Below are 25,141 nucleotides of genomic sequence, written 5' to 3'. Positions count from 1 at the left end.
CGCCCCGGGCAGGCCAGTAAGATCAGAGCGGTGAGTCCTGGCTAATTTCGTCCAGCGATAGCTGGAAGCTGGGCACGAATATCTGCATAAAATAGTCCATCTCTTCACTGCGTCGGGCTTGCAGCGTTTTTTCCAGCCGTCCTTTTGCCAGGCGAAATTCGTTATTCCCGGCGGAAAGCTCCTCCAGGCATTTCAGATAGGCACACAGCGCATCAGCCTGCTTAACGATAGCGTGTTCTTCTGCGCTACATTGATGCTCATCAATCAGCGGTGCAAAAATATCGCGCAGCTCCTCGGGCACCATATCGACCAGTTTTTGCTGGGCAATTTTCTCTATCGCCTTATATTCCTGGGCAATTTGCGAATTAAAGTACTTAACCGGGGTTGGGAGATCGCCGGTCAGCACTTCTGAGGCATCGTGGTACATCGCCAGCAGCGCAATATGTTCTGCATTTAACGTGCCGTTGAATTTACGGTTTTTGATCGCTGCCAGCGCGTGAGCGACCATCGCCACCTGTAAACTGTGTTCGGAGACATTTTCGGTGCGTACGTTACGCATCAGCGGCCAGCGGTTAATTAACTTAAGACGAGAAAGATGGGCGAAGAAATGACTCTGGCTCATGGTGACCCCTATGAAAACAACAACACCAGGGGGCATTGTGCGCTGAGATGAGCGCCGGATGCAATTCCGGCGGCCCGATAGGCTGAAATTAACGCTGATGATAACCAGAAAGGAAACGGTCAAATTTAGCCAGCGCCATTTCCAGGTCATCTATGCGCGGGAGCGTGACGATGCGGAAATGGTCCGGCCACGGCCAGTTGAAGGCCGATCCCTGCACCAGCAGTACTTTCTCCTGCAGCAGGAAATCAAGCACCATGCGCTGGTCGTCATGAATATTAAAGCGTTTGGCATCTATTTTGGGGAACATGTACAGCGCGCCTTTTGGCTTCACGCAGGAAACGCCGGGGATATCGTTGAGAAGTTCCCAGGCGCGGTTACGCTGCTCATACAGCCGGCCGCCAGGCTGAATAAATTCGCTGATGCTCTGATAGCCACCGAGCGCCGTCTGAATAGCATGTTGCGCCGGAACGTTAGCGCACAAGCGCATGGACGCCAGCATTTCCAGCCCCTCAATATAGCCTTTAGCGTGTTTCTTCGGCCCGTTCAGCACCATCCATCCCTGACGAAAGCCAGCAACGCGATAGGTTTTTGACAGTCCATTAAAGGTAATCGTTAGCAGATCGGGAGCCAGCGGTGCAATGGAGTGATGCTCGGCATCATCATAAAGGATCTTGTCGTAGATTTCGTCGGCGAAGATAATCAGATTATGCTGGCGTGCCAGTTCAACAATCTCCAGCAGCAGCTCTTTTGAGTAAACGGCACCGGTCGGGTTGTTAGGGTTAATAATGACAATGCCGCGGGTGCGTGGCGTAATTTTGGCGCGGATATCATCAAGGTCCGGGAACCAGTCAGAAGATTCATCGCAAATGTAATGCACCGCGTTACCGCTGGAGAGCGCAACCGCAGCCGTCCATAGCGGATAGTCCGGGGCCGGAACCAGCATCTCATCGCCGCTGTTAAGCAGCGCCTGCATAGATTGTACAATAAGTTCAGACACGCCGTTGCCGATATAGATATCCTCAACGGTAACGTCACGCATACCGCGCGCCTGATAGTGCTGCATGATAGCCTTACGCGCAGAATAAAGCCCTTTTGAGTCGCAATATCCCTGAGCGGTAGGCAGGTTGCGGATCACGTCTACCAGAATTTCATCAGGCGCGTCAAAACCGAAGGGAGCCGGATTGCCAATGTTAAGCTTCAGGACTTTATTACCCTCTTCTTCAAGGCGCTTAGCCTCTTTCAGAACCGGGCCACGGATGTCATAACAGACGTTATCTAATTTGCTTGATTTTTCAATGGGGGACATGAACCTTGACCTTTTAGCGATGAGAACCGCTCCCTGCCGTGGAAGCTGGCACCGAATAATGTACTCTCCACACGGCATTTTTTGAAGGGGCGGTAGAGGAAGATTTTGTAGAATGCCGTTTTTCGCTGAGGGCATTCTTGCTGGATAACGTCACATAAATGCTATTAACGTATGCTTTAATCACAGAGCAGGGGATTTGCGCCTGATGTTTTGCCTGCGGAGCTTTATTTTCTGCTAAAAGCGTCTGGCAGATGGCGTACAGATACGAACCAGAGGGCCAGTACGTATCTTCTGACTGAAAACGGTATTCTTTATTTATCCGGGAAATATACACCGGATAAACGAACACATTTTTGTAAATCTGATGTTAAATGTTGTTAATAAAAGACCTGGTAAATAATTAAAGATTCTTTATTGTTTATGATTCATCTTTGCCAAATGTTAATTTAATAAAAAACAATTGTTCCTGGGAAAAAGAACTTTGTAAGATTATTCGTAGATGCTCTTATAACCCTGGAGTTTTTCAGTTAAGATGCAAGTGTGAATAGTCCACAGGCCCAATAGTTGCGGCCGTGACCTTCATGCAAAATGCTTTATTACGTTGTTATTGCTTATGTTTCTTTTACATTAATAGTATGAGTGCCCAACTGAACGGCTGACAGCCGCATTGTTCGGGCTTTTAAATACATGTATTTATGTCGACATTTATCTACAAAATTTTTGCGTGAATATTTGTATCTACTGATGTCATTTGAAATATAGCCAGGGAGCCTGCTGATTGTTAGCAGGTATGTATTTGCAATAACGCTCGTTCAGACCCTCTGCGCAAAGAAAAATGCCAGGAGGGTATAAATGGAATTGCCTGACTTTTTGAGCACAGCATCAATCCAGGCAGGTCAGTTGCGAGCAGCCTGTAAGTGGAAAAATATGATTAACGCAAATCGTCCGATAATTAATCTCGACCTCGATCTGCTGAGAACCTTTGTGGCGGTCGCCGATTGCAATACCTTTGCCGCGGCCGCTACTGCGGTTTGTCGAACCCAGTCTGCCGTCAGTCAACAGATGCAGCGGCTCGAACAGCTGGTTGAAAAGGAGCTTTTTGTTCGCCAGGGCCGTAATAAGCTCCTCACCGAACAGGGGATTCAGCTTTTAGGTTACGCACGCAAAATCCTGCGCTTTAATGATGAGGCCTGTTCCTCATTGGTTTTCAACGATCTACAGGGAGAGTTGACCATCGGGGCATCAAGCGAATCCGCTGATATCCTGCTGCCGTTTTTGCTCAACCGTATTAGCTCAGCCTGGCCGCGGCTGGCTGTAGATATTCGTATAAAGCACAATCCGACCATCGTTGAGATGATGGAGAGTCAGGAAGTCGACCTGATGCTGACGACTCAGCGTCCGGCACAGTTTGCTTCTCAGACGCTGCGGACCTCCCCAACGCTCTGGTACTGTGCGGCGGAATTCATTTTACGTAAATCAGAACCTATTCCCTTAGTGATCCTTGATGAACCCAGCCCGTTTCGGGAAATGGCCATTCGCACGCTGGATGAAGCACAAATCCCATGGCGGATTGCCTATGTGTCATCAACACTGGCGGCGGTCAGAAGCGCGGTTAAGGCCGGGCTTGGCGTTACAGCAAGACCGGTTGAGATGATGGGACCTGAGCTGCGGGTATTGGGACAGGCTGACGGCCTACCACCGTTACCGGATACCCATTACCAGCTGTGCTACAACCCTTACAGTATTAACGAACTGTCTCATACCATTTTTAAGGCGTTATACGATACGCAGAATTTGTCATCTCTCACCATGACGATGGCGAAAGACGAAGAAAATTCTCTCATTATTGAAGAGGATGTCGGGTAATTTCACGCCTGTAGCGTAACTAAATGTAACTGTAAAAATAAACCGCAGACGGTGAATAACGCCTCTGCGGTTTATTTTTGAACAATTTGCATATAATGACCTATTACGATCTAACTCTTTTCGCAATATCAGAGGCTTAATCTATTGCTAAATTACCATCTTTAATGCATATACCGTAAAGCACGCTATGGGCAGATGTTAAAAATTACCGCAAATTTAGTGATTTTTTTGGGGGTGGATTCACAAAAGCGTGTCACAGATCAAGAAAATACTCCTAATTAGGGGGAGGCATTCCGGCAAAATCCTGTCAAAATAGGAGGGTAATACATTTCATGTTCCTGACGGACACGATTCAACATAGCTAAAACCTGATAATGAACCCGGTTTCTGTGGGGTGAAAAGGTACTGTATGTTAATGAAAAGTGTTTTATGTGAATTAATGTGAAGAAACTTTTGTTAAAGTTGACAAAAGGTTATAGAAAGGAGTAAAAAACCACATCATTTAGCGGTTTTAATATTAACGCAGTAAATGTATGGTTTTTTCTTCCTCCCCATGAACAGATGTGGCGCTCACCTGCCGTTAAGAGCAGGGGTTTTAGTGCTACCTTTTGAGCTAAGCAATGCGTATGTCAACATCCACTGAAGTCATCGCTCATCACTGGGCATTCGCTGTATTTCTTGTCGTTGCCATCGGCCTGTGCTGCTTAATGCTGGTTGGCGGCTGGTATCTCGGCGGTCGCGCCCGCGCCAGGCACAAAGATACTCCGTTTGAATCGGGTATTGATTCGGTCGGCTCGGCCCGACTGCGCCTGTCAGCTAAGTTCTATCTGGTCGCGATGTTCTTCGTCATCTTTGACGTAGAAGCGCTTTATCTCTTTGCATGGTCAACGTCAATTCGCGAAAGCGGTTGGGTCGGCTTTGCAGAAGCCGCAATATTTATTTTTGTGCTGCTGGCTGGCCTGGTTTACCTCGTTCGTGTGCGTGCGCTTGACTGGACGCCTGTACGTTCACGCCGTGAACTGATGAACCCGGAAACAGACCGCACTAATCGTTAACGCCAGAAGCGAGGCAATAAGATGGATTATACGCTCACCCGCATAGATCCTAACGGTGAGAATGACCGTTACCCCCTGCAAAAACAGGAGATCGTCACGGACCCCCTGGAGCAGGAAGTTAACAAAAGCGTGTATATGGGCAAGCTTGAGCATGCCCTGCATGACATGGTCAACTGGGGCCGTAAAAACTCAATCTGGCCTTATAACTTCGGCCTCTCCTGCTGCTATGTCGAAATGGTAACGTCATTCACTGCGGTGCATGACGTTGCGCGCTTTGGCGCAGAAGTACTGCGTGCCTCGCCGCGTCAGGCTGACCTGATGGTAGTAGCAGGAACCTGCTTTACAAAAATGGCCCCGGTTATTCAGCGCCTTTACGATCAAATGCTGGAGCCGAAATGGGTCATCTCCATGGGCGCCTGCGCCAACTCTGGCGGGATGTACGATATTTATTCGGTGGTGCAGGGCGTCGATAAATTCATCCCGGTGGATGTTTATATCCCTGGCTGCCCGCCGCGTCCGGAAGCCTACATGCAGGCACTGATGCTGCTACAGGAATCAATTGGTAAAGAGCGTCGTCCGCTATCATGGGTAGTAGGCGATCAGGGCGTATACCGCGCCAATATGCAATCGGAGCGCGAGCGTAAACGCGGCGAACGTATTGCAGTTACCAATTTGCGTACGCCAGACGAGATTTAATTTGCGCCTGTCGGCAGGGGACTACATCTTCGCATAGTAAAACAAATAGCGCGAAGCTCTGCCGGACAGTCACCACGGATCATTTGCAATGGTGAACACTATGACCGATTTAACCGCGCAAGACGCCGCATGGCAGACCCGGGATCATCTTGATGACCCGGTCATTGGCGAACTGCGCAACCGTTTTGGGCCGGATGCCTTTACCGTTCAGGCGACCCGTACCGGGGTTCCCGTTGTTTGGGTTAAGCGTGAGCAGTTACTGGAAGTGGGCGATTTCTTAAAGAGGTTGCCGAAGCCATACGTCATGCTGTTTGACTTACACGGCATGGACGAACGTTTACGCACGCACCGTGACGGTTTACCCGCCGCGGATTTTTCCGTTTTCTACCACCTGATCTCCATTGAACGCAATCGCGATATCATGCTCAAGGTGGCATTGTCTGAAAACGACCTGCGCGTGCCGACCTTCACCAAACTTTTTCCTAACGCCAACTGGTATGAGCGTGAAACCTGGGAGATGTTTGGCATTGATATCGAAGGCCATCCACACCTGACGCGCATCATGATGCCGCAGACCTGGACCGGTCACCCGCTGCGTAAAGACTATCCGGCGCGCGCCACCGAATTCGATCCTTTCGAGCTGACAAAAGCCAAACAGGATCTGGAAATGGAGTCGCTGACATTCCGCCCGGAAGACTGGGGAATGAAGCGCGGGACCGAAAACGAGGACTTCATGTTCCTGAACCTCGGTCCTAACCACCCCTCAGCGCACGGGGCATTCCGTATTATCCTTCAGCTTGATGGCGAAGAGATTGTCGACTGCGTTCCGGATATCGGCTACCACCACCGTGGTGCTGAGAAGATGGGCGAGCGCCAGTCCTGGCACAGCTACATTCCGTATACCGACCGTATCGAATATCTCGGCGGCTGCGTTAACGAAATGCCGTACGTGCTGGCGGTTGAGAAACTGGCGGGCATCAAGGTACCTGAGCGCGTAGACGTCATCCGCGTCATGCTCTCTGAGCTGTTCCGTATTAACAGCCATCTGTTGTATATCTCGACCTTTATTCAGGACGTCGGCGCAATGACGCCGGTGTTCTTTGCTTTTACCGATCGTCAGAAAATTTACGACCTGGTAGAAGCGATTACCGGCTTCCGTATGCACCCGGCGTGGTTCCGTATTGGTGGCGTAGCGCATGATCTGCCGCGTGGCTGGGACCGTCTGCTGCGTGAATTCCTCGACTGGATGCCGAAACGCCTGGCGTCGTATGAGAAAGCCGCACTGCGTAACTCCATTCTGAAAGGCCGTTCTCAGGGCGTTGCCGCTTACGGTGCAAAAGAAGCGCTGGAGTGGGGCACTACGGGTGCGGGCCTGCGTGCGACCGGTATCGACTTCGACATTCGTAAAGCGCGCCCTTACTCTGGCTATGAAAACTTCGACTTTGAGGTCCCGGTTGGCGGCGGCGTGTCCGACTGTTACACCCGCGTGATGCTAAAAGTGGAAGAGCTGCGCCAGAGCCTGCGCATTCTTGAGCAGTGCCTCAATAATATGCCGGAAGGCCCGTTCAAAGCGGATCACCCGCTGACCACGCCGCCGCCGAAAGAGCGCACGCTGCAACATATCGAAACCCTGATCACTCACTTCCTGCAGGTATCGTGGGGGCCAGTGATGCCTGCTAACGAATCCTTCCAGATGATCGAGGCGACCAAGGGGATCAACAGTTACTACCTGACCAGCGACGGCAGCACCATGAGCTACCGCACCCGCGTGCGCACGCCAAGCTTTGCGCACCTGCAGCAGATCCCATCGGCGATCCGCGGCAGCCTGGTGTCGGATCTTATCGTCTATCTGGGCAGTATCGATTTTGTTATGTCAGACGTGGACCGCTAATTATGCACGAAAATCAACAACCACAAACCGAGGCTTTTGAGCTGAGTGCGGCAGAACGTGAAGCAATCGAACACGAATTGCATCACTACGAAGATCCGCGTGCAGCGTCCATTGAAGCGCTGAAGATTGTTCAAAAGCAGCGTGGATGGGTGCCGGACGGCGCTATCTATGCCATCGCTGAAGTACTGCAAATTCCCGCCAGCGACGTCGAAGGGGTGGCAACGTTCTACAGCCAGATCTTCCGCCAGCCGGTTGGCCGTCATGTGATCCGCTACTGCGATAGCGTGGTGTGCCATATTACCGGCTATCAGGGAATTCAGGCTGCTATCGAGAAAAAACTGGATATCAAGCCGGGACAGACGACCTTTGACGGACGTTTTACTCTCCTGCCGACCTGCTGTCTGGGCAACTGCGACAAAGGGCCGACCATGATGATTGATGAGGATACTCACAGCCATCTGACGCCGGAGGCGATCCCTGATTTGCTGGAGCAGTATAAATGAAAAACGTTATACGCACTCCCGAAACGCATCCGCTGACCTGGCGTCTGCGTGACGATAAACAGCCGGTATGGCTGGAAGAGTATCAGAGCAAAAACGGCTATGAGGGCGCACGTAAAGCGCTTTCCGCCATGGCACCTGATGACATCGTCAACGCGGTAAAAGATTCCGGTCTGAAAGGACGCGGCGGCGCAGGATTCTCCACCGGTTTGAAGTGGAGCCTGATGCCAAAAGACGAATCCATGAACATCCGCTACCTGTTGTGTAACGCCGATGAAATGGAACCGGGCACCTATAAAGACCGCCTGTTAATGGAACAGCTCCCGCACCTGCTGGTGGAAGGAATGCTGATTTCAGCCTTTGCGCTAAAAGCGTATCGCGGCTACATCTTCCTGCGCGGTGAATACATCGAAGCTGCGGAGAATCTGCGTCGGGCAATCGCTGAGGCGACCGAGGCGGGCCTGCTGGGCAAAAATATTCTTGGTACCGGTTTTGATTTTGAACTGTTCGTGCATACCGGAGCAGGGCGCTATATCTGCGGTGAAGAAACCGCGCTGATTAACTCCCTTGAAGGCCGCCGTGCTAACCCGCGCTCCAAGCCGCCGTTCCCGGCGAGCAGCGGCGTGTGGGGTAAACCGACCTGCGTTAACAACGTTGAAACGCTATGTAACGTGCCGGCCATTCTCGCTAACGGCGTTGAGTGGTATCAGGGCATCTCCACCAGTAAAGATGCGGGCACCAAGCTGATGGGCTTCTCAGGCCGGGTGAAAAATCCGGGCGTATGGGAGCTGCCGTTTGGCACCACCGCACGAGAGATCCTTGAAGAATACGCCGGTGGAATGCGTGATGGCCTCAAATTCAAAGCCTGGCAGCCGGGCGGGGCAGGAACTGACTTCCTGACCGAAGCGCATCTGGATCTGCCGATGGAATTTGAAAGCATCGGTAAAGCAGGCAGCCGTCTGGGTACCGCACTGGCGATGGCCGTTGACCATGAAATTGGCATGGTACCGCTGGTACGTAATCTGGAAGAGTTCTTCGCTCGCGAGTCCTGCGGCTGGTGTACACCATGCCGCGACGGGCTGCCGTGGAGCGTAAAAATTCTGCGCGCGATTGAGCGTGGAGAAGGCCAGCCGGGGGATATCGAGACACTTGAGCAACTGTGTCGTTTCCTCGGGCCGGGTAAAACCTTCTGTGCTCACGCACCCGGTGCGGTTGAACCGCTGCAAAGTGCGATCAAGTATTTCCGCGAAGAATTTGAAGCGGGTATCAAGCAGCCGTTAAGCAACACCCATGCGATTAATGGGATCCAGCCGAACCTGCTGAAAGCACGCTGGTAATTCATCCCCTCGCTCCTCTCCAGCAGAGAGAAGGTAAGGGCGAGGGTGATATGAGAGAATTTCGATTAACGCTTGGCCTTTGGCCGAGCCAACTGGAAGCATGCTGACTATGGCTACGATTCATGTAGACGGCAAAGAATATGAGGTGAACGGCGCGGACAACCTGCTACAGGCTTGTCTGTCTCACGGCCTCGATATTCCGTACTTTTGCTGGCATCCGGCGCTGGGCAGCGTCGGCGCTTGCCGCCAGTGTGCGGTGAAGCAATATCAGAACGCGGAAGACACGCGTGGGCGTCTGGTCATGTCTTGTATGACACCGGCCTCTGACGGAACGTTTATCTCAATTAACGATGAAGAAGCAAAACAGTTCCGTGAAAGCGTCGTTGAATGGTTGATGACTAACCACCCGCACGACTGTCCGGTATGTGAAGAGGGCGGTAACTGCCACCTTCAGGATATGACCGTCATGACGGGCCACAGTTTCCGTCGTTACCGTTTTACCAAACGTACCCACCGCAATCAGGATCTCGGTCCGTTCATTTCGCATGAAATGAACCGCTGTATTGCCTGCTATCGCTGCGTGCGTTACTACAAAGATTACGCCGACGGCGCGGATCTGGGCGTCTACGGTGCCCATGACAACGTCTATTTCGGTCGCCCGGAAGACGGCACGCTGGAAAGCGAATTCTCCGGTAACCTGGTCGAAATTTGTCCGACCGGCGTATTTACCGATAAGACGCACTCCGAGCGCTATAACCGTAAGTGGGATATGCAGTTTGCACCAAGCATCTGCCAGCAGTGCTCACTGGGATGTAACACCAGCCCGGGCGAGCGCTACGGCGAACTGCGTCGTATCGAAAACCGCTATAACGGTACGGTTAACCACTACTTCCTCTGCGACCGTGGCCGCTTTGGTTATGGTTACGTCAATCTGAAAGACCGTCCGCGTCAGCCGGTTCAGCGTCGCGGTGCCGATCTTATTACCCTCAACGCGGAACAGGCGATGCAGGGTGCAGCAGATATTCTGCGTCAGTCGAAGAAAGTGATCGGTATTGGTTCTCCGCGCGCCAGCGTTGAGAGCAACTTTGCGCTGCGTGAACTGGTTGGAGCCGAAAATTTCTATACCGGCATTGCCCGTCGCGAGCAGGAACGTCTGCAACTGGTACTGAAAGTGCTGCGTGAAGGGGGAATACATACGCCGGCGCTGCGCGAAATCGAATCATATGATGCCGTGCTGATCTTGGGTGAAGATATTACCCAGACCGGCGCTCGCGTTGCCCTGGCAGTACGTCAGGCGGTGAAAGGCAAAGCACGTGAAATGGCCGCGGCTCAAAAAGTCGCCGACTGGCAAATTGCCGCCATTCTGAACATTGGTCAGCGTGCGAAGCATCCGCTGTTCGTCACTAACGTCGATAACACCCGAATGGATGATATCGCGGCATGGACTTACCGTGCACCGGTGGAAGATCAGGCGCGCTTTGGCTTTGCCATTGCCCATGCGCTGGACAGCAACTCGCCAGCCGTTGAAGGTATCGATCGCGATCTGCAAAATAAAATCGACGTGGTGGTGCAGGCCCTGGCCGGGGCGAAAAAACCGCTGATTATTTCCGGTACCAACGCCGGTAATACCGATGTGATTGAGGCCGCGGCCAACGTGGCTAAAGCCCTTCAGGGGCGCGGGGCGGATGTCGGCATTACGATGATTGCTCGCGCAGTAAACAGTATGGGCCTCGGCATGATTGGCGGCGGCTCGCTGGACGACGCGCTGGACGCGCTGGAATCCGGCTCGGCCGATGCGGTAGTGGTACTGGAAAACGATCTGCATCGTCACGCCAGCGCCGCGCGTGTCGATGCCGCGCTGGCGAAAGCGCCGCTGGTGATGGTTGTTGACCATCAGCGTACGGCAATCATGGATTATGCCCATCTGGTCCTGCCTGCGGCCAGCTTCGCGGAAAGTGACGGCACGGTTATCAACAATGAAGGCCGCGCGCAGCGTTTCTTCCAGGTTTACGATCCGGCCTACTATGACAGCAGTACGGTGATGCTGGAAAGCTGGCGCTGGCTGCACTCCCTGCACAGCACGGTTGAAAGTCGTGAAGTGGACTGGACCCAGCTTGATCACGTGATTGATGCGGCTATTACGGCGCTGCCGCAGCTGGCAGGTATTAAAGATGCGGCCCCGGATGCGTCATTCCGCATTCGCGGTCAGAAACTGGCGCGTGAACCGCATCGCTACAGTGGGCGCACCGCCATGCGCGCCAACATCAGCGTGCATGAACCGCGTCAGCCGCAGGATAAAGACACCATGTTTGCCTTCTCAATGGAAGGGAATAACCAGCCGTCTGCCCCGCGCTCGCAAATTCCGTTTGCCTGGGCACCGGGCTGGAACTCTCCGCAGGCGTGGAATAAATTCCAGGCTGAAGTCGGCGGGCATCTTCGCCATGGCGATCCGGGCGTGCGCCTGATTGAAGCCTCTGATAGCGGGCTGGATTTCTTCACCCGCATCCCGGAACGCTTCCAGGCCGAAGACGGAAAATGGCGTATTGCGCCTTACTACCATCTGTTCGGCAGCGATGAAATGTCGCAGCGCTCGCCGGTATTTCAGCAGCGTATGCCGCAGCCCTATATCCGTCTGAATCCGGCGGATGCCGCGAAGCTTGGCGTTAACGCCGGAGCGCACGTCTCCTTCAGTTATGAAGGTCAGACGGTAAGCCTGCCGGTAGTCATTGCTGAGGGTCTGACGGCAGGGCAGGTTGGCTTGCCGATGGGGATGCCTGGCATTGCGCCGGTACTGGCAGGCGCGCGTCTTGACGATCTGCGGGAGGCACAAGCATGAGCTGGCTGACACCGGAAGTGATTGATGTTCTGTTAACCATTCTGAAAGCCATTGTGATCCTGCTGGTCGTGGTGACCTGCGGGGCATTCATGAGCTTTGGCGAGCGTCGTCTGCTCGGCCTGTTCCAGAACCGTTACGGACCGAACCGCGTTGGCTGGGGCGGCTCGCTCCAGCTGGTTGCGGACATGATCAAGATGTTCTTTAAAGAGGACTGGATCCCGAAATTTTCGGACCGCGTCATCTTTACCCTTGCGCCGATGATTGCCTTTACCTCGCTGCTGCTGGCCTTCGCCATTGTGCCGGTCAGCCCGAGCTGGGTGGTGGCCGACCTGAATATCGGGATCCTGTTTTTCCTGATGATGGCCGGTCTGGCGGTGTATGCCGTGCTGTTCGCCGGCTGGTCCAGTAACAACAAATACTCACTGCTTGGCGCGATGCGTGCATCGGCGCAAACCCTGAGCTATGAAGTGTTTTTGGGACTGTCAGTGATGGGCGTAGTGGCGCAGGCCGGTTCGTTCAACATGACCGACATCGTCAATAATCAGGCTGATATCTGGAACGTTATCCCGCAGTTCTTTGGCTTCGTGACCTTTGCCATCGCGGGCGTGGCGGTCTGTCACCGTCACCCGTTTGACCAACCGGAAGCCGAGCAGGAACTGGCCGATGGTTATCACGTTGAATATTCCGGCATGAAATTCGGTCTGTTCTTCGTGGGGGAATATATCGGTATCGTTACCGTCTCGGCGATGATTGTCACCCTGTTTTTCGGCGGCTGGCAAGGCCCGTTCTTACCGCCATTCATCTGGTTCGCCATTAAAACGGCGTTCTTTATGATGATGTTTATTTTGATCCGCGCATCGTTACCGCGTCCGCGTTATGACCAGGTAATGTCTTTCGGCTGGAAAATTTGCCTGCCGCTGACGCTGATCAACTTGCTGGTAACGGCGGCTGTCATTCTCTGGCAGGCGCAATAAGGGACGTATAGACCATGACCTTAAAAGAATTGTTAGTGGGCGTCGGTACCCAGGTACGCAGTATCTGGATGATCGGTTTGCACGCCTTCGCCAAACGTGAAACGCGCATGTATCCGGAAGAGCCGGTTTACCTGCCGCCGCGCTATCGCGGTCGTATCGTGCTTACCCGCGATCCGGACGGTGAAGAGCGCTGCGTTGCCTGTAACCTGTGCGCGGTAGCCTGCCCGGTAGGCTGTATTTCGCTGCAAAAAGCGGAAACCAAAGACGGTCGCTGGTACCCGGAATTTTTCCGCATCAACTTTTCACGCTGTATTTTTTGCGGCCTGTGTGAGGAAGCCTGCCCGACAACAGCAATTCAGCTGACGCCGGACTTTGAGCTGGGTGAGTACAAGCGCCAGGATCTGGTATTTGAGAAAGAGGATCTGCTGATCTCCGGTCCGGGCAAATACCCGGAATATAACTTCTACCGGATGGCAGGTATGGCAATCGACGGCAAAGATAAGGGCGAAGCGGAAAATGAAGCCAAGCCTATCGACGTCAAAGGCCTGTTACCGTAAGGAGAGGGGCAATGGAGTTCGCTTTTTATATCTGTGGCCTGGTGGCCATTCTGACAACGTTCAGAGTGGTTACGCACACCAATCCGATCCACGCGTTGCTGTATCTGATTGTGTCCCTGCTGGCTATCGCCGGCGTTTTCTTCTCTCTCGGCGCCTACTTTGCCGGAGCGCTGGAGATCATCGTCTACGCCGGGGCCATTATGGTGCTGTTCGTCTTCGTGGTGATGATGCTCAACCTCGGCGGCTCTGAGATCCAGCAGGAACGTCAGTGGCTGAAACCGCAAATCTGGATTGGCCCTGCGGTGTTGTCCGCCGTGCTGCTGGTGGTAATGATTTACGCCATCCTGCATGTTAACGATCAGGGTATTGACGGTACGGCAATCAGCGCCAAAGCGGTGGGTATTACGCTGTTTGGTCCGTATGTTCTGGCGGTTGAACTGGCTTCAATGCTGCTGTTGGCCGGCCTGGTGGTGGCTTTCCACGTTGGGCGTGAAGAGCGTGCTGGTGAGGTATTAAGTAATCGTGCCAACGACAGCGCGAAGAGAAAATCGGAGGAGCACGCATGATCCCCTTACAACATGGACTGATCCTTGCAGCCATCCTGTTTGTGCTGGGTCTGACCGGCCTGGTGATTCGCCGCAATCTGCTGTTTATGCTGATTGGCCTGGAAATCATGATTAACGCTTCCGCGCTGGCCTTTGTGGTGGCAGGAAGCTACTGGGGCCAGACCGATGGTCAGGTGATGTACATTCTTGCCATCAGTCTTGCGGCAGCTGAAGCAAGTATTGGCCTGGCGCTGCTGCTACAGCTTCACCGTCGCCGCCAGAATCTGAACATCGATTCAGTAAGTGAGTTGCGTGGATGAACATGCTTGCCTTAACCATTATTCTGCCATTAATTGGCTTTCTGCTGCTGGCGTTCTCGCGCGGACGCTGGTCTGAGAATCTCTCCGCGACCGTCGGCGTTGGCTCCATTGGCCTCGCCGCGCTGGTCACGGCGTATGTGGGTATTGACTTTCTGAATGGCGATCGCGCGCCGTTCAGCCAGCCGCTGTGGACGTGGATGTCGGTCGGCGATTTCAATATCGGTTTTAACCTTGTGCTGGATGGCCTGTCGCTGACCATGCTCTCGGTGGTGACCGGCGTTGGCTTCCTGATCCACATGTTCGCCTCCTGGTATATGCGCGGTGAAGAGGGGTATTCCCGCTTCTTTGCCTACACCAACCTGTTTATCGCCAGCATGGTTATTCTGGTGCTGTCCGATAACCTGCTGATGATGTACCTCGGCTGGGAAGGCGTGGGCCTGTGCTCGTATCTGCTGATCGGTTTCTACTATACCGATCCGAAGAACGGCGCGGCGGCAATGAAAGCCTTCGTGGTGACCCGCGTCGGTGACGTGTTTCTGGCCTTTGCACTGTTCATCCTCTACAACGAGCTGGGTACCCTGAACTTCCGCGAAATGGTTGAACTGGCACCGCAACACTTTGCGGCCGGTAGCACCACCCTACAGTGGGCAACGTTGATGCTGTTGGGCGGCGCGGTGGGTAAATCGGCACAGCTGCCATTGCAGACATGGCTTGCCGATGCAATGGCCGGCCCGACGCCTGTGTCGGCGCTGATCCACGCGGCGACCATGGTGACTGCCGGGGTTTACCTGATTGCCCGGACGCACGGTTTGTTCCTGATGACCCCGGAAATCCTGCATCTGGTGGGGATTATCGGTGCTATCACCCTGGTGCTGGCAGGCTTTGCAGCGCTGGTACAGACTGACATCAAGCGCGTGCTGGCTTATTCTACTATGAGCCAGATTGGCTACATGTTCCTGGCGCTCGGCGTTCAGGCGTGGGATGCGGCCATTTTCCACCTGATGACTCATGCCTTCTTTAAAGCGCTGCTGTTCCTGGCATCCGGCTCGGTGATCCTTGCCTGCCATCACGAGCAGAACATCTTTAAAATGGGCGGCCTGCGCAAGTCGATTCCGCTGGTGTATCTGAGCTTTTTGGTCGGTGGCGCGGCGCTGTCTGCACTACCGCTGATCACCGCCGGCTTCTTCAGTAAGGATGAGATCCTTGCGGGCGCGATGGCGAATGGTCATCTGAACCTGATGATCGCCGGTCTGGTTGGCGCGTTTATGACGTCGCTCTATACCTTCCGGATGATTTTCATTGTCTTCCACGGTAAAGAACAGATCCATGCTCATGCAGGGAAGGGAATTACCCATCACCTGCCGCTGATTGTGTTAATGCTGCTGTCCACCTTCCTCGGCGCGCTGATTGTGCCGCCGTTGGGGAATGTCCTGCCGCACACCACTGAGATGGAACACGGTCGCGTACTGACGCTGGAAATCACCTCGGGCATCGTGGCTATTGCCGGGATCCTGATTGCCGCCTGGCTATGGCTGGGTAAACGCACCCTGGTGACCGCTATCGCAAATAGCGCGCCGGGCCGCTTCTTCGGCACCTGGTGGTTCCATGCGTGGGGCTTCGACTGGCTGTATGACAAAGTGTTTATTAAACCGTTCCTCGGTATTGCCTGGCTTATCCGCCGCGATCCGCTGAATGCGTTAATGAACATTCCGGCTATTTTGTCGCGCTTTGCGGGTAAAGGTCTGCTGTTCAGTGAGAACGGCTATCTGCGCTGGTATGTCGCGTCAATGAGCATCGGTGCGGTTGTCGTGCTGGGACTGTTGATGGTACTGCGTTGAGTTTGAGAATTGAGCGTGTTTTGCCCGGTAGCCTGGCTTACCGGGCCTGAAACACCCCCGGTGAATGCCTCAATTCGACGTGCATTTTCTGTTGTGAGAATTCGTTGAAAATCAGGTCTCTCAGGAGACTTTAACAAGGAATAAAGATCGCCATGCTATTACCCTGGCTAATACTAATTCCCTTTATCGGCGGCTTTCTGTGCTGGCAAACCGAACGCTTCGGCGTGAAAGTGCCGCGCTGGATAGCGCTGATAACCATGGGACTGACGTTTTTGCTCTCTCTGCAACTGTGGTTGCAGGGCGGCTACTCTCTGACTCAGGCGGCTGGATTGCCGCAGTGGCAGTCGGAATTCCTGCTGCCGTGGATCCCGCGTTTTGGCATCTCCATTCATCTGGCGCTGGATGGTCTTTCTCTGCTGATGGTGACGCTGACCGGGTTGCTTGGCGTACTGGCGGTTCTCTGCTCCTGGCGTGAGATCGAGAAATATCAGGGTTTCTTCCATCTTAATCTGATGTGGATCCTCGGTGGCGTTATCGGCGTGTTCCTGGCCATTGACCTGTTCCTGTTCTTCTTCTTCTGGGAGATGATGCTGGTACCGATGTACTTCCTGATTGCGCTCTGGGGCCATAAAGCCTCCGACGGGAAGACGCGTATTTCTGCGGCTACCAAATTCTTCATCTACACCCAGGCCAGCGGTCTGGTGATGCTGATTGCTATCCTGTCGCTGGTCTTTGTGCATTACAGCGCTACTGGCGTCTGGACCTTCGACTATGAAGCGCTGCTGAAAACGCCTATGTCGCACGGCGTCGAATATCTGCTGATGCTGGGCTTCTTCATCGCCTTCGCGGTGAAAATGCCGGTGGTGCCGCTGCATGGCTGGCTGCCGGATGCGCACTCTCAGGCCCCGACCGCCGGCTCTGTTGACCTTGCCGGTATCCTGCTGAAAACTGCCGCTTACGGTCTGCTGCGTTTCTCGTTGCCGCTGTTCCCGAATGCCTCTGCGGAATTTGCACCGATAGCCATGTGGCTCGGCGTGATTGGTATTTTCTACGGCGCGTGGATGGCCTTTGCCCAGACCGATATTAAGCGTCTGATTGCCTACACCTCTGTTTCGCATATGGGCTTCGTGCTGATTGCGATTTATACCGGCAGCCAGCTGGCATACCAGGGCGCGGTGATCCAGATGATTGCGCACGGTCTTTCTGCCGCCGGGATGTTTATTATCTGCGGTCAGCTTTACGAGCGTCTGCATACCCGTGATATGCGTATGATGGGCGGCCTGTGGAGCAAAATTAAATGGCTGCCAGCCATGTCGCTGTTCTTCGCTGTCGCTACGCTTGGGATGCCGGGCACCGGTAACTTCGTGGGCGAGTTCATGATCCTGTTCGGCAGCTATCAGGTCGTACCGGTGATCACCGTGATTTCAACCTTCGGTCTGGTATTTGCCTCCGTTTACTCGCTGGCCATGCTGCACCGCGCTTACTTTGGTAAAGCGAAAAGTGAAATCGCGGCAAAAGAGCTGCCGGGAATGTCGCTGCGCGAGCTGTCTATCATTCTGCTTCTGGTTGTACTGCTGGTACTGCTGGGCCTCTGGCCACAGCCGATTCTGGATACGTCGCATTCAGCGATGAGCAACATCCAGCAGTGGTTTGTTAATTCCGTTACTACTACAAGGCCGTAAATCGCCATGACAATAACTTCACAACACCTGATTGCGCTGCTACCGCTGCTAATCGTCGGTTTGACGGTGGTGGTCGTGATGCTCTCCATTGCGTGGCGACGCAATCATTTTCTCAATGCCACGCTGTCGGTCATTGGGCTTAATGTCGCGTTAGTATCGCTTTGGTTTGTTGGCCAGGCAGGCGCAATGGACGTCACGCCGCTGATGCGCGTAGATGGATACGCCATGCTGTACACCGGGCTGGTCCTGCTGGCGAGTCTTGCTACCTGTACTTTTGCCTATCCGTGGCTGGAAGGGTACAACGACAATAAAGAAGAGTTCTATCTGCTGGTATTGATTGCCACGCTGGGTGGGATCCTGCTGGCGAACGCTAATCACATGGCGGCGCTGTTCCTCGGCATTGAGCTTATCTCCCTGCCGCTGTTTGGTCTGGTAGGTTATGCTTTCCGCCTGAAACGCTCTCTGGAAGCCAGCATCAAGTACACTATTCTGTCCGCCGCCGCCTCGTCATTCCTGCTGTTCGGCATGGCGCTGGTGTACGCTCAGTCCGGCAATCTGTCGTTCCTGGCGATCGGTAAGAGCCTTGGTGACGGGATGCTGCACGAACCGCTGCTGCTGGCCGGTCTGGGTCTGATGATAGTCGGCCTCGGCTTTAAACTGTCGCTGGTGCCGTTCCACCTGTGGACGCCGGATGTCTACCAGGGCGCACCTGCGCCGGTATCAACCTTCCTGGCGACTGCAAGCAAAATTGCTATCTTTGGCGTGGTAATGCGTCTGTTTCTCTATGCGCCAGTCGGCGATAGCGACGCCGTGCGGATTGTACTGGGCGTAATTGCCTTTGCCTCTATCATCTTCGGGAACCTGATGGCGCTGAGCCAGACCAATATCAAACGTCTGCTCGGCTATTCATCTATCTCGCATCTCGGCTATCTGCTGGTGGCGCTGATTGCGCTGCAAAGCGGTGAGATGTCGATGGAGGCCGTAGGCGTTTATCTGGCGGGTTACCTGTTCAGCAGCCTTGGCGCGTTTGGCGTGGTAAGCCTGATGTCCAGCCCGTACCGGGGTGCAGATGCCGATTCTCTGTTCTCTTATCGTGGTTTGTTCTGGCACCGCCCGGTTCTGGCCGCTGTCATGACGGTAATGATGCTGTCGCTGGCAGGTATTCCAATGACCCTCGGCTTCATTGGTAAGTTCTACATCCTGGCCGTCGGTGTGCAGGCCAACCTGTGGTGGCTGGTTGGGGCTGTGGTAGTCGGTTCGGCGATTGGTCTCTACTACTACCTGCGCGTTGCTGTGAGTCTGTATCTGAACGCGCCGGAGAAATTGAGCCGCGACGCACCGTCAAACTGGCAGTACAGCGCCGGCGGTATTGTGGTTCTGATTTCCGCTTTACTGGTACTGGTCCTCGGCGTCTGGCCGCAGCCGTTGATTAGCCTGGTGCAACTGGCACTGCCGCTGATGTAAGCGAAACGCTGAAATAAAAAAACCGCCGATATCAGGCGGTTTTTTTTGCGCTGCTAAATGTTCAGGCACTTTGCCGGCTTATCAACGGCCCCTGGCGCCGGGATGCAGCACGATCCAGCACTTCTTCAATCACTGAAGAAAGCTCGTTGATTTCAAATTTCGCTACGTAGCCATCGGCCTGTACTTTACGCACGTGATCTTCATTAGCATTACCGGAAAGTGAAGAGTGGATCACCACCGGAATATGTTTCAGTCGCTCATCGGTTTTAATTTTACGGGTCAGCGTAAACCCATCCATCTCCGGCATTTCAAGGTCGGTCAGCACCATCGAAATTTTATCCGTTATCGGTACGCCTTCAACGCGGGCGGCTTCCGCCAGCGCCTCAATCGTTTCCCAGGCTTCCTTTCCGGTAATATGCAACTGCGCCGGGATCTCCATGGCTTCCAGCGCTTTGGCCAGCATCATCCGCGCGACTTTAGAATCTTCGGCTACAATGGCAGTCGATCCTGGCTTCACTTTAAATTTTTGCGTCTGGATATGGGTTGCATGCAGGTCGTGCTCTGCGGGTACGATGTCATACAGGATCTGTTCAACATCGATGACCAGCGCGAGATTATTGCTATTTTTATCCTCATCCAGACAGGCAATGCTGGTAATGTACTGCCCGTTAATCGCTTTTTCAGCGGTATGGATTTGTGTCCAGTCGAGGCGAATAATATTTTCCACCGACTCCACGGCAAACGCCTGCACGCTGCGGGCATACTCGGTAATCAACAGAATATTTAGTCCTTTCGAAGGCTTACAGCCTGCAACCGCGGGCAAATCAATAACCGGGATGATTTGATCGCGGATATTCACCATCCCGAGTAGCGGCGGCTTGATCCCGGCTGGGCGAGTGAATGCTGGCATCGGTACGATCTCGCGCAGTTTAAACACGTTGATGCCAAACAATTCTGATTTTTCATCGTGGGCGGACTCGCCGAGGCGAAACAGCAGCAGCTCAAAGCGGTTTGACAGGGTCAGATTGGCCCTGTCATCAATGTCTTTCTGAAAAGTGTCCATAAAGCCCTCAGGAGGTAAGGTAAACGCGAAACCGTATTACCGGGTTATCGGCACCTTGCGGGAAAAATCGAGGGCTTTACGCTTAAACCGTGATGACGGCGAAATCTTCTGCCAGCTGAGTGTGTGGAAAATGCTGTCGACACTCCGCCAGAAGCTCTGCTGCGCGCGCCGCGTCATAGCGGGAACTGATGTGCGTGGCAATCAGTCTTCCTGCGCCAGCCTGCCTCGCCAGATCCGCCGCCTGTATGGTCGAGGAGTGACCGCGGCTGTTGGCTTTCTCTGCCATCGCATGTTCCAGGGTCGTTTCATGGACCATGACATCGACGCCGCGAGCAAGGTTTAGCGCTTCAGGGCAGGGGGCGGTATCGCCAAAAATAGCCAGCTTTTTGCCCGCTGTCGGCGCGCTCAGATAATCGTTGCCATTAATAACCCGGCCATCGTCGAGCGTAACGGTCAGCCCCTGTTTGAGCTTCTGAAAAAGCGGGCCTGGCACAATACCCTCGGCTTTCAGTGCGCCAGCGTTGAGCGCGCCGGGTTTATCATGTTCCTCAATACGGTAGCCGTAGCATTCAACCGGATGATTAAGCGGGAAAGCCGTCACCGTATAATTCTCGTCGGTAAACACCTCGCCCGCGCTGATTTCGTTGATAGTCAGCGGATAATCGGTCCAGGAGCCGCTTAAACGCAGTGCCGTTTCAACGAACTCACGCAGCCCTGCTGGCCCGTACAGCGTCAGCGGCTGCGGATTACCCTGCATTGATCGGCTGCACAACAGCCCGGGCAGGCCGAACAGGTGATCGCCGTGCAGATGGGTAATAAAGATTTTATCCAGCTTGCCAGGATGAAATGCCGTTTTCAGCAGCTGATGCTGCGTGCCTTCGCCGCAGTCAAAAAGCCATACGGCACTGGCTGTGGGCTGTTGCAAATTAAGTAAGATAGACGTCATATTACGCTTACGGGTAGGTACCCCTGCGGACGTTCCCAAAAAAACCAGTTCCATAATCGTTATCCTCGCCGCGCCGGTAAAAACGTATTATAACGCGACGAACTCACTCAGGAGTAAAGTATGATCCAGTGGCAGGACCTTCATCATTCGCAGTTAACCGTTCCCCAGCTGTATGCACTACTTAAGTTGCGCTGCGAGGTCTTTGTCGTGGAACAGAACTGTCCGTATCAGGATATTGACGATGAAGACCTGGCCGGTGAGAACCGTCATCTTCTCGGCTGGCGGAATAATACCCTGGTGGCGTATGCGAGGATTCTGAAAAGCGAGCGGGAGTATGACCCGGTAGTCATTGGTCGGGTGATCGTCAGCGAGGCAGTTCGCGGCGAAAAACTGGGTCATCAGCTCATGTCTAAAGCCGTCGCCAGCTGTGAGCAATACTGGCCGCAGCACGCGCTGTACCTGAGCGCGCAGGCCCATCTGCAAAAATTCTACGCGCAGTTTGGCTTCATTCCGGTGACGGACATTTATCTCGAAGACGATATTCCTCATATTGGTATGGCACGCGAAGTTGTCCAGGCGTAACGTAAAGTCCTTGTCTATAGTTATCTGACTGGCCTTGTAAAACATGGAGAAAGCAAATGTCTTATCACTCTTATGAATCACGAATCGACGACGATCTGACTCTTCTGAGCGAAACACTGGAGGAAGTCCTGCGCTCCTCTGGCGATCCTACCGATCAGAAATACATTGAGCTTAAAGCGCGTGCAGAGCAGTCTCTGGAAGACGTTAAAAACCGCGTCAGTCAGGCTTCAGACACCTATTATTACCGGGCTAAACAAGTGGCCTACCGTGCAGATGACTATGTGCGTGAAAAACCGTGGCAGGGCGTAGGTATTGGTGCGGCGGCAGGCCTGGTCTTCGGCCTTCTGCTTCGCGGCTAATTCCACTTCCTCACTCTTTAAGGGTACTGCTTTTATCGGCAGTACCCTTTATAATTTGCGGGTTTTAAGCGCCAGAAGAATGCCCTTTTTCTAATGGTGATGCCCGGGACCGTCCCTTGCAGTGCCATTCCTCTTAAAACATCGATAATTGTAATTTATTGCGCTTTTCGCGTACTGACTCACACAATCCCGATTCATATCAAAAATTCATCGTTTTCTCTTATTTATACTGTATCGCAATATTGATACCGGACAAATTTATGTCAGTGAGTGCATTTAACCGACGCTGGGCGACAGTAATCATTGAAGCATTAACGCGTCATGGCGTGCGACATGTGTGCATTGCGCCCGGTTCGCGCTCCACGCCGTTAACGCTGGCGGCAGCGGAAAATCCTGCGCTTATTCAGCACACGCATTTTGACGAGCGTGGGCTTGGGCACCTGGCGCTGGGCCTCGCCAAAGCAGCTCAGGAGCCAGTGGCGGTGATTGTTACGTCCGGAACAGCGGTAGCGAATCTCTATCCTGCACTGATCGAAGCCGGGCTGACCGGAGAAAAACTCATTTTGCTCACTGCCGACCGTCCGCCAGAGCTTATCGACTGCGGCGCTAACCAGGCTATCCGTCAGCCGGGCATGTTCGCGACACATCCCGCTCAGGCACTCGCGTTACCGCGTCCCAGCCCCGATATTCCCGCCAGATGGCTGATCTCTTCTATTGATAACCTGCTGGCGAACCTACACGCGGGCGGGGCACACATTAACTGCCCGTTTGCCGAACCCTTATATGGCGAAATGGATGAGACCCATCTTGACTGGCAGCAGGCGCCTGGCCGCTGGTGGCAGGATGATAAACCCTGGCTTCAGAGCTGCCTGACGCTGAAGAGTGAACGCCAGCACGACTGGTTTCAGTGGCGGCAAAAGCGCGGCGTGGTGATCGCGGGCAGAATGGGCGCGACAGAAGGTCAGCGCGTGGCTGAATGGGCTAAAACGCTGGGCTGGCCGCTGATTGGCGATGTGCTATCGCAAACCGGGCAGCCGCTGCCGTGTGCCGATTTATGGCTGGGTAATGCGCAGGCTATCGACGCGTTAAATCAGGCGCAAATCGTTATTCAGTTCGGCAGCAGCCTGACGGGGAAACGGCTTTTACAATGGCAGTTGAACTGCGAACCAGAAGAGTACTGGCTGGTCGATAATCTTACCGGGCGGCTCGACCCGGCGCAGCATCGGGGGCGTCGCCTGGTGTCTCCGGTCGCGGACTGGCTGATTCAACATCCGGCAGAGAAACGTCCGCCGTGGTGCGTGACGATCCCGCATCTGGCTGAGCAGGCGTGGCAGACAGTCCACGCCATCCGCGAGACCTTTGGTGAGGCGCAGCTGGCGCATCGCATTAGCGACTATCTGCCGGCGCGGGGGCAGCTTTTTGTCGGTAACAGCCTGGTCGTACGCCTGATCGATGCGCTGGGCCAGCTGCCGGCTGGCTATCCGGTATACAGTAATCGCGGGGCCAGCGGAATTGACGGGCTGATCTCTACCGCCGCAGGCGTTCAGCGAGCCAGCGCCAGGCCGACACTTGCCATTGTGGGCGACTTATCTGCCCTCTACGATCTTAACAGTCTGGCTCTGCTGCGCCAGGTATCGGCTCCGCTGGTCCTGATCGTGGTGAACAATAATGGCGGGCAGATTTTCTCCCTGCTCCCGACTCCGGTTAATGAACGCGAGCGACTCTACTGTATGCCACAGAATGTGCATTTCGACCATGCTGCCGCGCTGTTTGGTCTGGATTATGCGCGCGTCAGCGACTGGGATACGCTGGAACAGACGCTGTCCCGAGCCTGGCGTACGCCTTCGGCAACGCTTGTCGAAGTGGTGGTTAACAGCACCGATGGCGCTCAGACGCTACAGCAGCTTCTGGCGCAGGTCAGCCACCTGTGATCCTGCACGCGGTGGCGAAACGGGCGCCGGCAGCGCAATGCTGGCTGGTTTTCCTGCACGGTTTTTCCGGCGATTGCCGCGAATGGCATGACATCGGGGAACAGTTTCAGGATCACTCCAGGCTGTATATCGACCTTCCCGGTCATGGTGGTTCAGCGGCCCTGCAGGTCGGTGGATTTGCCGACGTTAACGCGGCGCTGGCGGCGACGCTCGTTAGTTACAACATACTTGAGTACTGGTTGGTGGGGTACTCCCTCGGCGGCCGCATTGCAATGCACTGGGCATGTCAGGGCAAACCTCCCGGTCTGCGCGGCGTGATTGTTGAGGGCGGCCATCCGGGATTGCAGGACGACGAGGCCCGCCGTCGCCGGTGGCTGAATGACCAGCAGTGGGCCTGGCGTTTTCGTCATCAGCCGCTTAATGAGGTATTCAATAGCTGGTATCAACAGCCGGTTTTTGCATCTTTAACCGATGCCCAACGCCAGGCGCTGGTCTCACTACGCCAGCACAATCACGGCCCTGCACTGGCCGATATGCTGCTCGCAACTTCACTGGCGGTCCAGCCCGACTTACGCCCGGCGCTAAGCGCCCGGCAATTCCCCCTTTGGTACTTATGCGGCGAGCGCGATGCTAAGTTCAGCGCGCTCGCTGATGAACTTAACCTGGCTCGTTATAGTATTTCCGCCGCCGGGCACAACGCTCACCGGGAAGCGCCGGCAGAGGTTGCTACCGCACTGGCGCAGTTATTGCCACTCTGATTTAAGGAAACAT

Annotated in this window: 22 protein-coding genes; 18 read left to right on the top strand and 4 right to left on the bottom strand. The window is 54.2% G+C overall.

Going from position 1 to position 25,141, the window contains the following annotated elements; genetic code table 11:
• Positions 1-22: 22 nt before the first annotated feature.
• Both yfbR and alaA read right to left on the bottom strand, forming a co-directional pair.
• Positions 23-622 (bottom strand): 5'-deoxynucleotidase, encoded by a 600-nt coding sequence (gene yfbR, locus AC791_RS15815; RefSeq protein ID WP_049841356.1) that lies wholly within the window; start codon positions 620-622, stop codon positions 23-25.
• Positions 623-710: 88 nt separating this feature from the next.
• Complete coding sequence (gene alaA / locus AC791_RS15810; RefSeq protein ID WP_049841355.1) at positions 711-1,928, bottom strand: alanine transaminase AlaA; 1,218 nt, start codon at positions 1,926-1,928, stop codon at positions 711-713.
• Positions 1,929-2,855: 927 nt separating this feature from the next.
• Here alaA and AC791_RS15805 point away from each other — a divergent pair.
• The 14 genes from AC791_RS15805 to nuoN all read left to right on the top strand — a co-directional run bounded on the left by AC791_RS15805 (position 2,856) and on the right by nuoN (position 19,489).
• Positions 2,856-3,794 carry a LysR family transcriptional regulator gene (locus AC791_RS15805; RefSeq protein ID WP_049841661.1) on the top strand — a complete coding sequence of 313 codons (939 nt, stop codon included), beginning with the start codon at positions 2,856-2,858 and terminating at the stop codon, positions 3,792-3,794.
• A gap of 620 nt (positions 3,795-4,414) precedes the next feature.
• Positions 4,415-4,849, top strand: a complete 435-nt coding sequence (gene nuoA / locus AC791_RS15800) for an NADH-quinone oxidoreductase subunit NuoA (RefSeq protein WP_049841354.1) — start codon at positions 4,415-4,417, stop codon at positions 4,847-4,849.
• Positions 4,850-4,870: 21 nt separating this feature from the next.
• The gene (gene nuoB / locus AC791_RS15795) at positions 4,871-5,545 is read left to right on the top strand and encodes an NADH-quinone oxidoreductase subunit NuoB (protein WP_002913178.1); all 675 of its coding nucleotides are present in this window, start codon (positions 4,871-4,873) and stop codon (positions 5,543-5,545) included.
• 88 nt (positions 5,546-5,633) lie between these two features.
• A complete protein-coding gene (gene nuoC, locus AC791_RS15790) occupies positions 5,634-7,436 on the top strand; it encodes an NADH-quinone oxidoreductase subunit C/D (protein ID WP_072094368.1) in 1,803 nt (600 codons plus the stop codon).
• 2 nt (positions 7,437-7,438) lie between these two features.
• Entirely contained in the window at positions 7,439-7,939 is a 501-nt protein-coding gene (gene nuoE / locus AC791_RS15785; protein WP_049841352.1) for an NADH-quinone oxidoreductase subunit NuoE, read from the top strand.
• On the top strand, positions 7,936-9,273 hold the full coding sequence (nuoF, locus tag AC791_RS15780) for an NADH-quinone oxidoreductase subunit NuoF (RefSeq protein WP_049841351.1): 1,338 nt from the start codon (positions 7,936-7,938) through the stop codon (positions 9,271-9,273). Before nuoE ends, nuoF begins: the two co-directional genes overlap by 4 nt.
• Positions 9,274-9,382: 109 nt before the next feature.
• A complete protein-coding gene (nuoG, locus tag AC791_RS15775; protein WP_049841660.1) occupies positions 9,383-12,109 on the top strand; it encodes an NADH-quinone oxidoreductase subunit NuoG in 2,727 nt (908 codons plus the stop codon).
• Positions 12,106-13,083 carry an NADH-quinone oxidoreductase subunit NuoH gene (gene nuoH, locus AC791_RS15770; protein ID WP_049841350.1) on the top strand — a complete coding sequence of 326 codons (978 nt, stop codon included), beginning with the start codon at positions 12,106-12,108 and terminating at the stop codon, positions 13,081-13,083. The genes nuoG and nuoH overlap by 4 nt, the downstream gene beginning before the upstream one ends.
• A 14-nt stretch (positions 13,084-13,097) precedes the next feature.
• Positions 13,098-13,640, top strand: coding sequence for an NADH-quinone oxidoreductase subunit NuoI (gene nuoI / locus AC791_RS15765; protein ID WP_049841349.1), 543 nt, complete (start codon positions 13,098-13,100; stop codon positions 13,638-13,640).
• A gap of 11 nt (positions 13,641-13,651) precedes the next feature.
• Positions 13,652-14,206: an NADH-quinone oxidoreductase subunit J gene (gene nuoJ / locus AC791_RS15760; protein WP_049841348.1), complete on the top strand. Its 555-nt coding sequence runs from the start codon at positions 13,652-13,654 to the stop codon at positions 14,204-14,206.
• Positions 14,203-14,505 (top strand): NADH-quinone oxidoreductase subunit NuoK, encoded by a 303-nt coding sequence (gene nuoK / locus AC791_RS15755; RefSeq protein ID WP_049841347.1) that lies wholly within the window; start codon positions 14,203-14,205, stop codon positions 14,503-14,505. The genes nuoJ and nuoK overlap by 4 nt, the downstream gene beginning before the upstream one ends.
• Entirely contained in the window at positions 14,502-16,343 is a 1,842-nt protein-coding gene (gene nuoL, locus AC791_RS15750; RefSeq protein WP_049841346.1) for an NADH-quinone oxidoreductase subunit L, read from the top strand. The genes nuoK and nuoL overlap by 4 nt, the downstream gene beginning before the upstream one ends.
• Positions 16,344-16,495: 152 nt before the next feature.
• Positions 16,496-18,025 carry an NADH-quinone oxidoreductase subunit M gene (gene nuoM / locus AC791_RS15745; RefSeq protein WP_049841345.1) on the top strand — a complete coding sequence of 510 codons (1,530 nt, stop codon included), beginning with the start codon at positions 16,496-16,498 and terminating at the stop codon, positions 18,023-18,025.
• A gap of 6 nt (positions 18,026-18,031) precedes the next feature.
• Positions 18,032-19,489, top strand: a complete 1,458-nt coding sequence (gene nuoN / locus AC791_RS15740) for an NADH-quinone oxidoreductase subunit NuoN (RefSeq protein ID WP_049841344.1) — start codon at positions 18,032-18,034, stop codon at positions 19,487-19,489.
• Between the two features lie 61 nt (positions 19,490-19,550).
• Here nuoN and AC791_RS15735 read toward each other — a convergent pair whose 3' ends face one another.
• Complete coding sequence (locus tag AC791_RS15735; RefSeq protein WP_049841343.1) at positions 19,551-20,552, bottom strand: chemotaxis protein; 1,002 nt, start codon at positions 20,550-20,552, stop codon at positions 19,551-19,553.
• A gap of 82 nt (positions 20,553-20,634) precedes the next feature.
• Positions 20,635-21,552 carry a ribonuclease Z gene (gene rnz, locus AC791_RS15730; protein WP_049841342.1) on the bottom strand — a complete coding sequence of 306 codons (918 nt, stop codon included), beginning with the start codon at positions 21,550-21,552 and terminating at the stop codon, positions 20,635-20,637.
• 66 nt (positions 21,553-21,618) lie between these two features.
• Here rnz and AC791_RS15725 point away from each other — a divergent pair, with 66 nt between their 5' ends.
• The 4 genes from AC791_RS15725 (at position 21,619) to menH (ending at position 25,128) form a co-directional block, all read left to right on the top strand.
• Positions 21,619-22,080 carry a GNAT family N-acetyltransferase gene (locus AC791_RS15725; RefSeq protein ID WP_049841341.1) on the top strand — a complete coding sequence of 154 codons (462 nt, stop codon included), beginning with the start codon at positions 21,619-21,621 and terminating at the stop codon, positions 22,078-22,080.
• Positions 22,081-22,136: 56 nt separating this feature from the next.
• Positions 22,137-22,439 (top strand): stress response protein ElaB, encoded by a 303-nt coding sequence (gene elaB / locus AC791_RS15720; RefSeq protein ID WP_049841340.1) that lies wholly within the window; start codon positions 22,137-22,139, stop codon positions 22,437-22,439.
• A 260-nt stretch (positions 22,440-22,699) separates the two neighbouring features.
• On the top strand, positions 22,700-24,370 hold the full coding sequence (gene menD, locus AC791_RS15715; protein WP_049841339.1) for a 2-succinyl-5-enolpyruvyl-6-hydroxy-3-cyclohexene-1-carboxylic-acid synthase: 1,671 nt from the start codon (positions 22,700-22,702) through the stop codon (positions 24,368-24,370).
• Entirely contained in the window at positions 24,367-25,128 is a 762-nt protein-coding gene (menH, locus tag AC791_RS15710; RefSeq protein WP_049841338.1) for a 2-succinyl-6-hydroxy-2,4-cyclohexadiene-1-carboxylate synthase, read from the top strand. Before menD ends, menH begins: the two co-directional genes overlap by 4 nt.
• The last annotated feature ends 13 nt before the right edge of the window (positions 25,129-25,141 follow it).

This window comes from Klebsiella sp. RIT-PI-d (assembly GCF_001187865.1).
In the GTDB taxonomy this organism is placed as follows: Bacteria; Pseudomonadota; Gammaproteobacteria; order Enterobacterales; family Enterobacteriaceae; genus Superficieibacter.
Note: the sequence above shows the minus strand (reverse complement) of the source record. Positions and strands in the feature narration are given on the sequence as shown.

Bases quoted from the DNA above. Each gene is read 5' to 3' on its own strand.
- yfbR (WP_049841356.1), bottom strand. From the start codon at position 622: ATGAGCCAGAGTCATTTCTTCGCCCATCTTTCTCGTCTTAAGTTAATT.
- alaA (WP_049841355.1), bottom strand. From the start codon at position 1,928: ATGTCCCCCATTGAAAAATCAAGCAAATTAGATAACGTCTGTTATGAC.
- AC791_RS15805 (WP_049841661.1), top strand. From the start codon at position 2,856: ATGATTAACGCAAATCGTCCGATAATTAATCTCGACCTCGATCTGCTG.
- nuoA (WP_049841354.1), top strand. From the start codon at position 4,415: ATGCGTATGTCAACATCCACTGAAGTCATCGCTCATCACTGGGCATTC.
- nuoB (WP_002913178.1), top strand. From the start codon at position 4,871: ATGGATTATACGCTCACCCGCATAGATCCTAACGGTGAGAATGACCGT.
- nuoC (WP_072094368.1), top strand. From the start codon at position 5,634: ATGGTGAACACTATGACCGATTTAACCGCGCAAGACGCCGCATGGCAG.
- nuoE (WP_049841352.1), top strand. From the start codon at position 7,439: ATGCACGAAAATCAACAACCACAAACCGAGGCTTTTGAGCTGAGTGCG.
- nuoF (WP_049841351.1), top strand. From the start codon at position 7,936: ATGAAAAACGTTATACGCACTCCCGAAACGCATCCGCTGACCTGGCGT.
- nuoG (WP_049841660.1), top strand. From the start codon at position 9,383: ATGGCTACGATTCATGTAGACGGCAAAGAATATGAGGTGAACGGCGCG.
- nuoH (WP_049841350.1), top strand. From the start codon at position 12,106: ATGAGCTGGCTGACACCGGAAGTGATTGATGTTCTGTTAACCATTCTG.
- nuoI (WP_049841349.1), top strand. From the start codon at position 13,098: ATGACCTTAAAAGAATTGTTAGTGGGCGTCGGTACCCAGGTACGCAGT.
- nuoJ (WP_049841348.1), top strand. From the start codon at position 13,652: ATGGAGTTCGCTTTTTATATCTGTGGCCTGGTGGCCATTCTGACAACG.
- nuoK (WP_049841347.1), top strand. From the start codon at position 14,203: ATGATCCCCTTACAACATGGACTGATCCTTGCAGCCATCCTGTTTGTG.
- nuoL (WP_049841346.1), top strand. From the start codon at position 14,502: ATGAACATGCTTGCCTTAACCATTATTCTGCCATTAATTGGCTTTCTG.
- nuoM (WP_049841345.1), top strand. From the start codon at position 16,496: ATGCTATTACCCTGGCTAATACTAATTCCCTTTATCGGCGGCTTTCTG.
- nuoN (WP_049841344.1), top strand. From the start codon at position 18,032: ATGACAATAACTTCACAACACCTGATTGCGCTGCTACCGCTGCTAATC.
- AC791_RS15735 (WP_049841343.1), bottom strand. From the start codon at position 20,552: ATGGACACTTTTCAGAAAGACATTGATGACAGGGCCAATCTGACCCTG.
- rnz (WP_049841342.1), bottom strand. From the start codon at position 21,552: ATGGAACTGGTTTTTTTGGGAACGTCCGCAGGGGTACCTACCCGTAAG.
- AC791_RS15725 (WP_049841341.1), top strand. From the start codon at position 21,619: ATGATCCAGTGGCAGGACCTTCATCATTCGCAGTTAACCGTTCCCCAG.
- elaB (WP_049841340.1), top strand. From the start codon at position 22,137: ATGTCTTATCACTCTTATGAATCACGAATCGACGACGATCTGACTCTT.
- menD (WP_049841339.1), top strand. From the start codon at position 22,700: ATGTCAGTGAGTGCATTTAACCGACGCTGGGCGACAGTAATCATTGAA.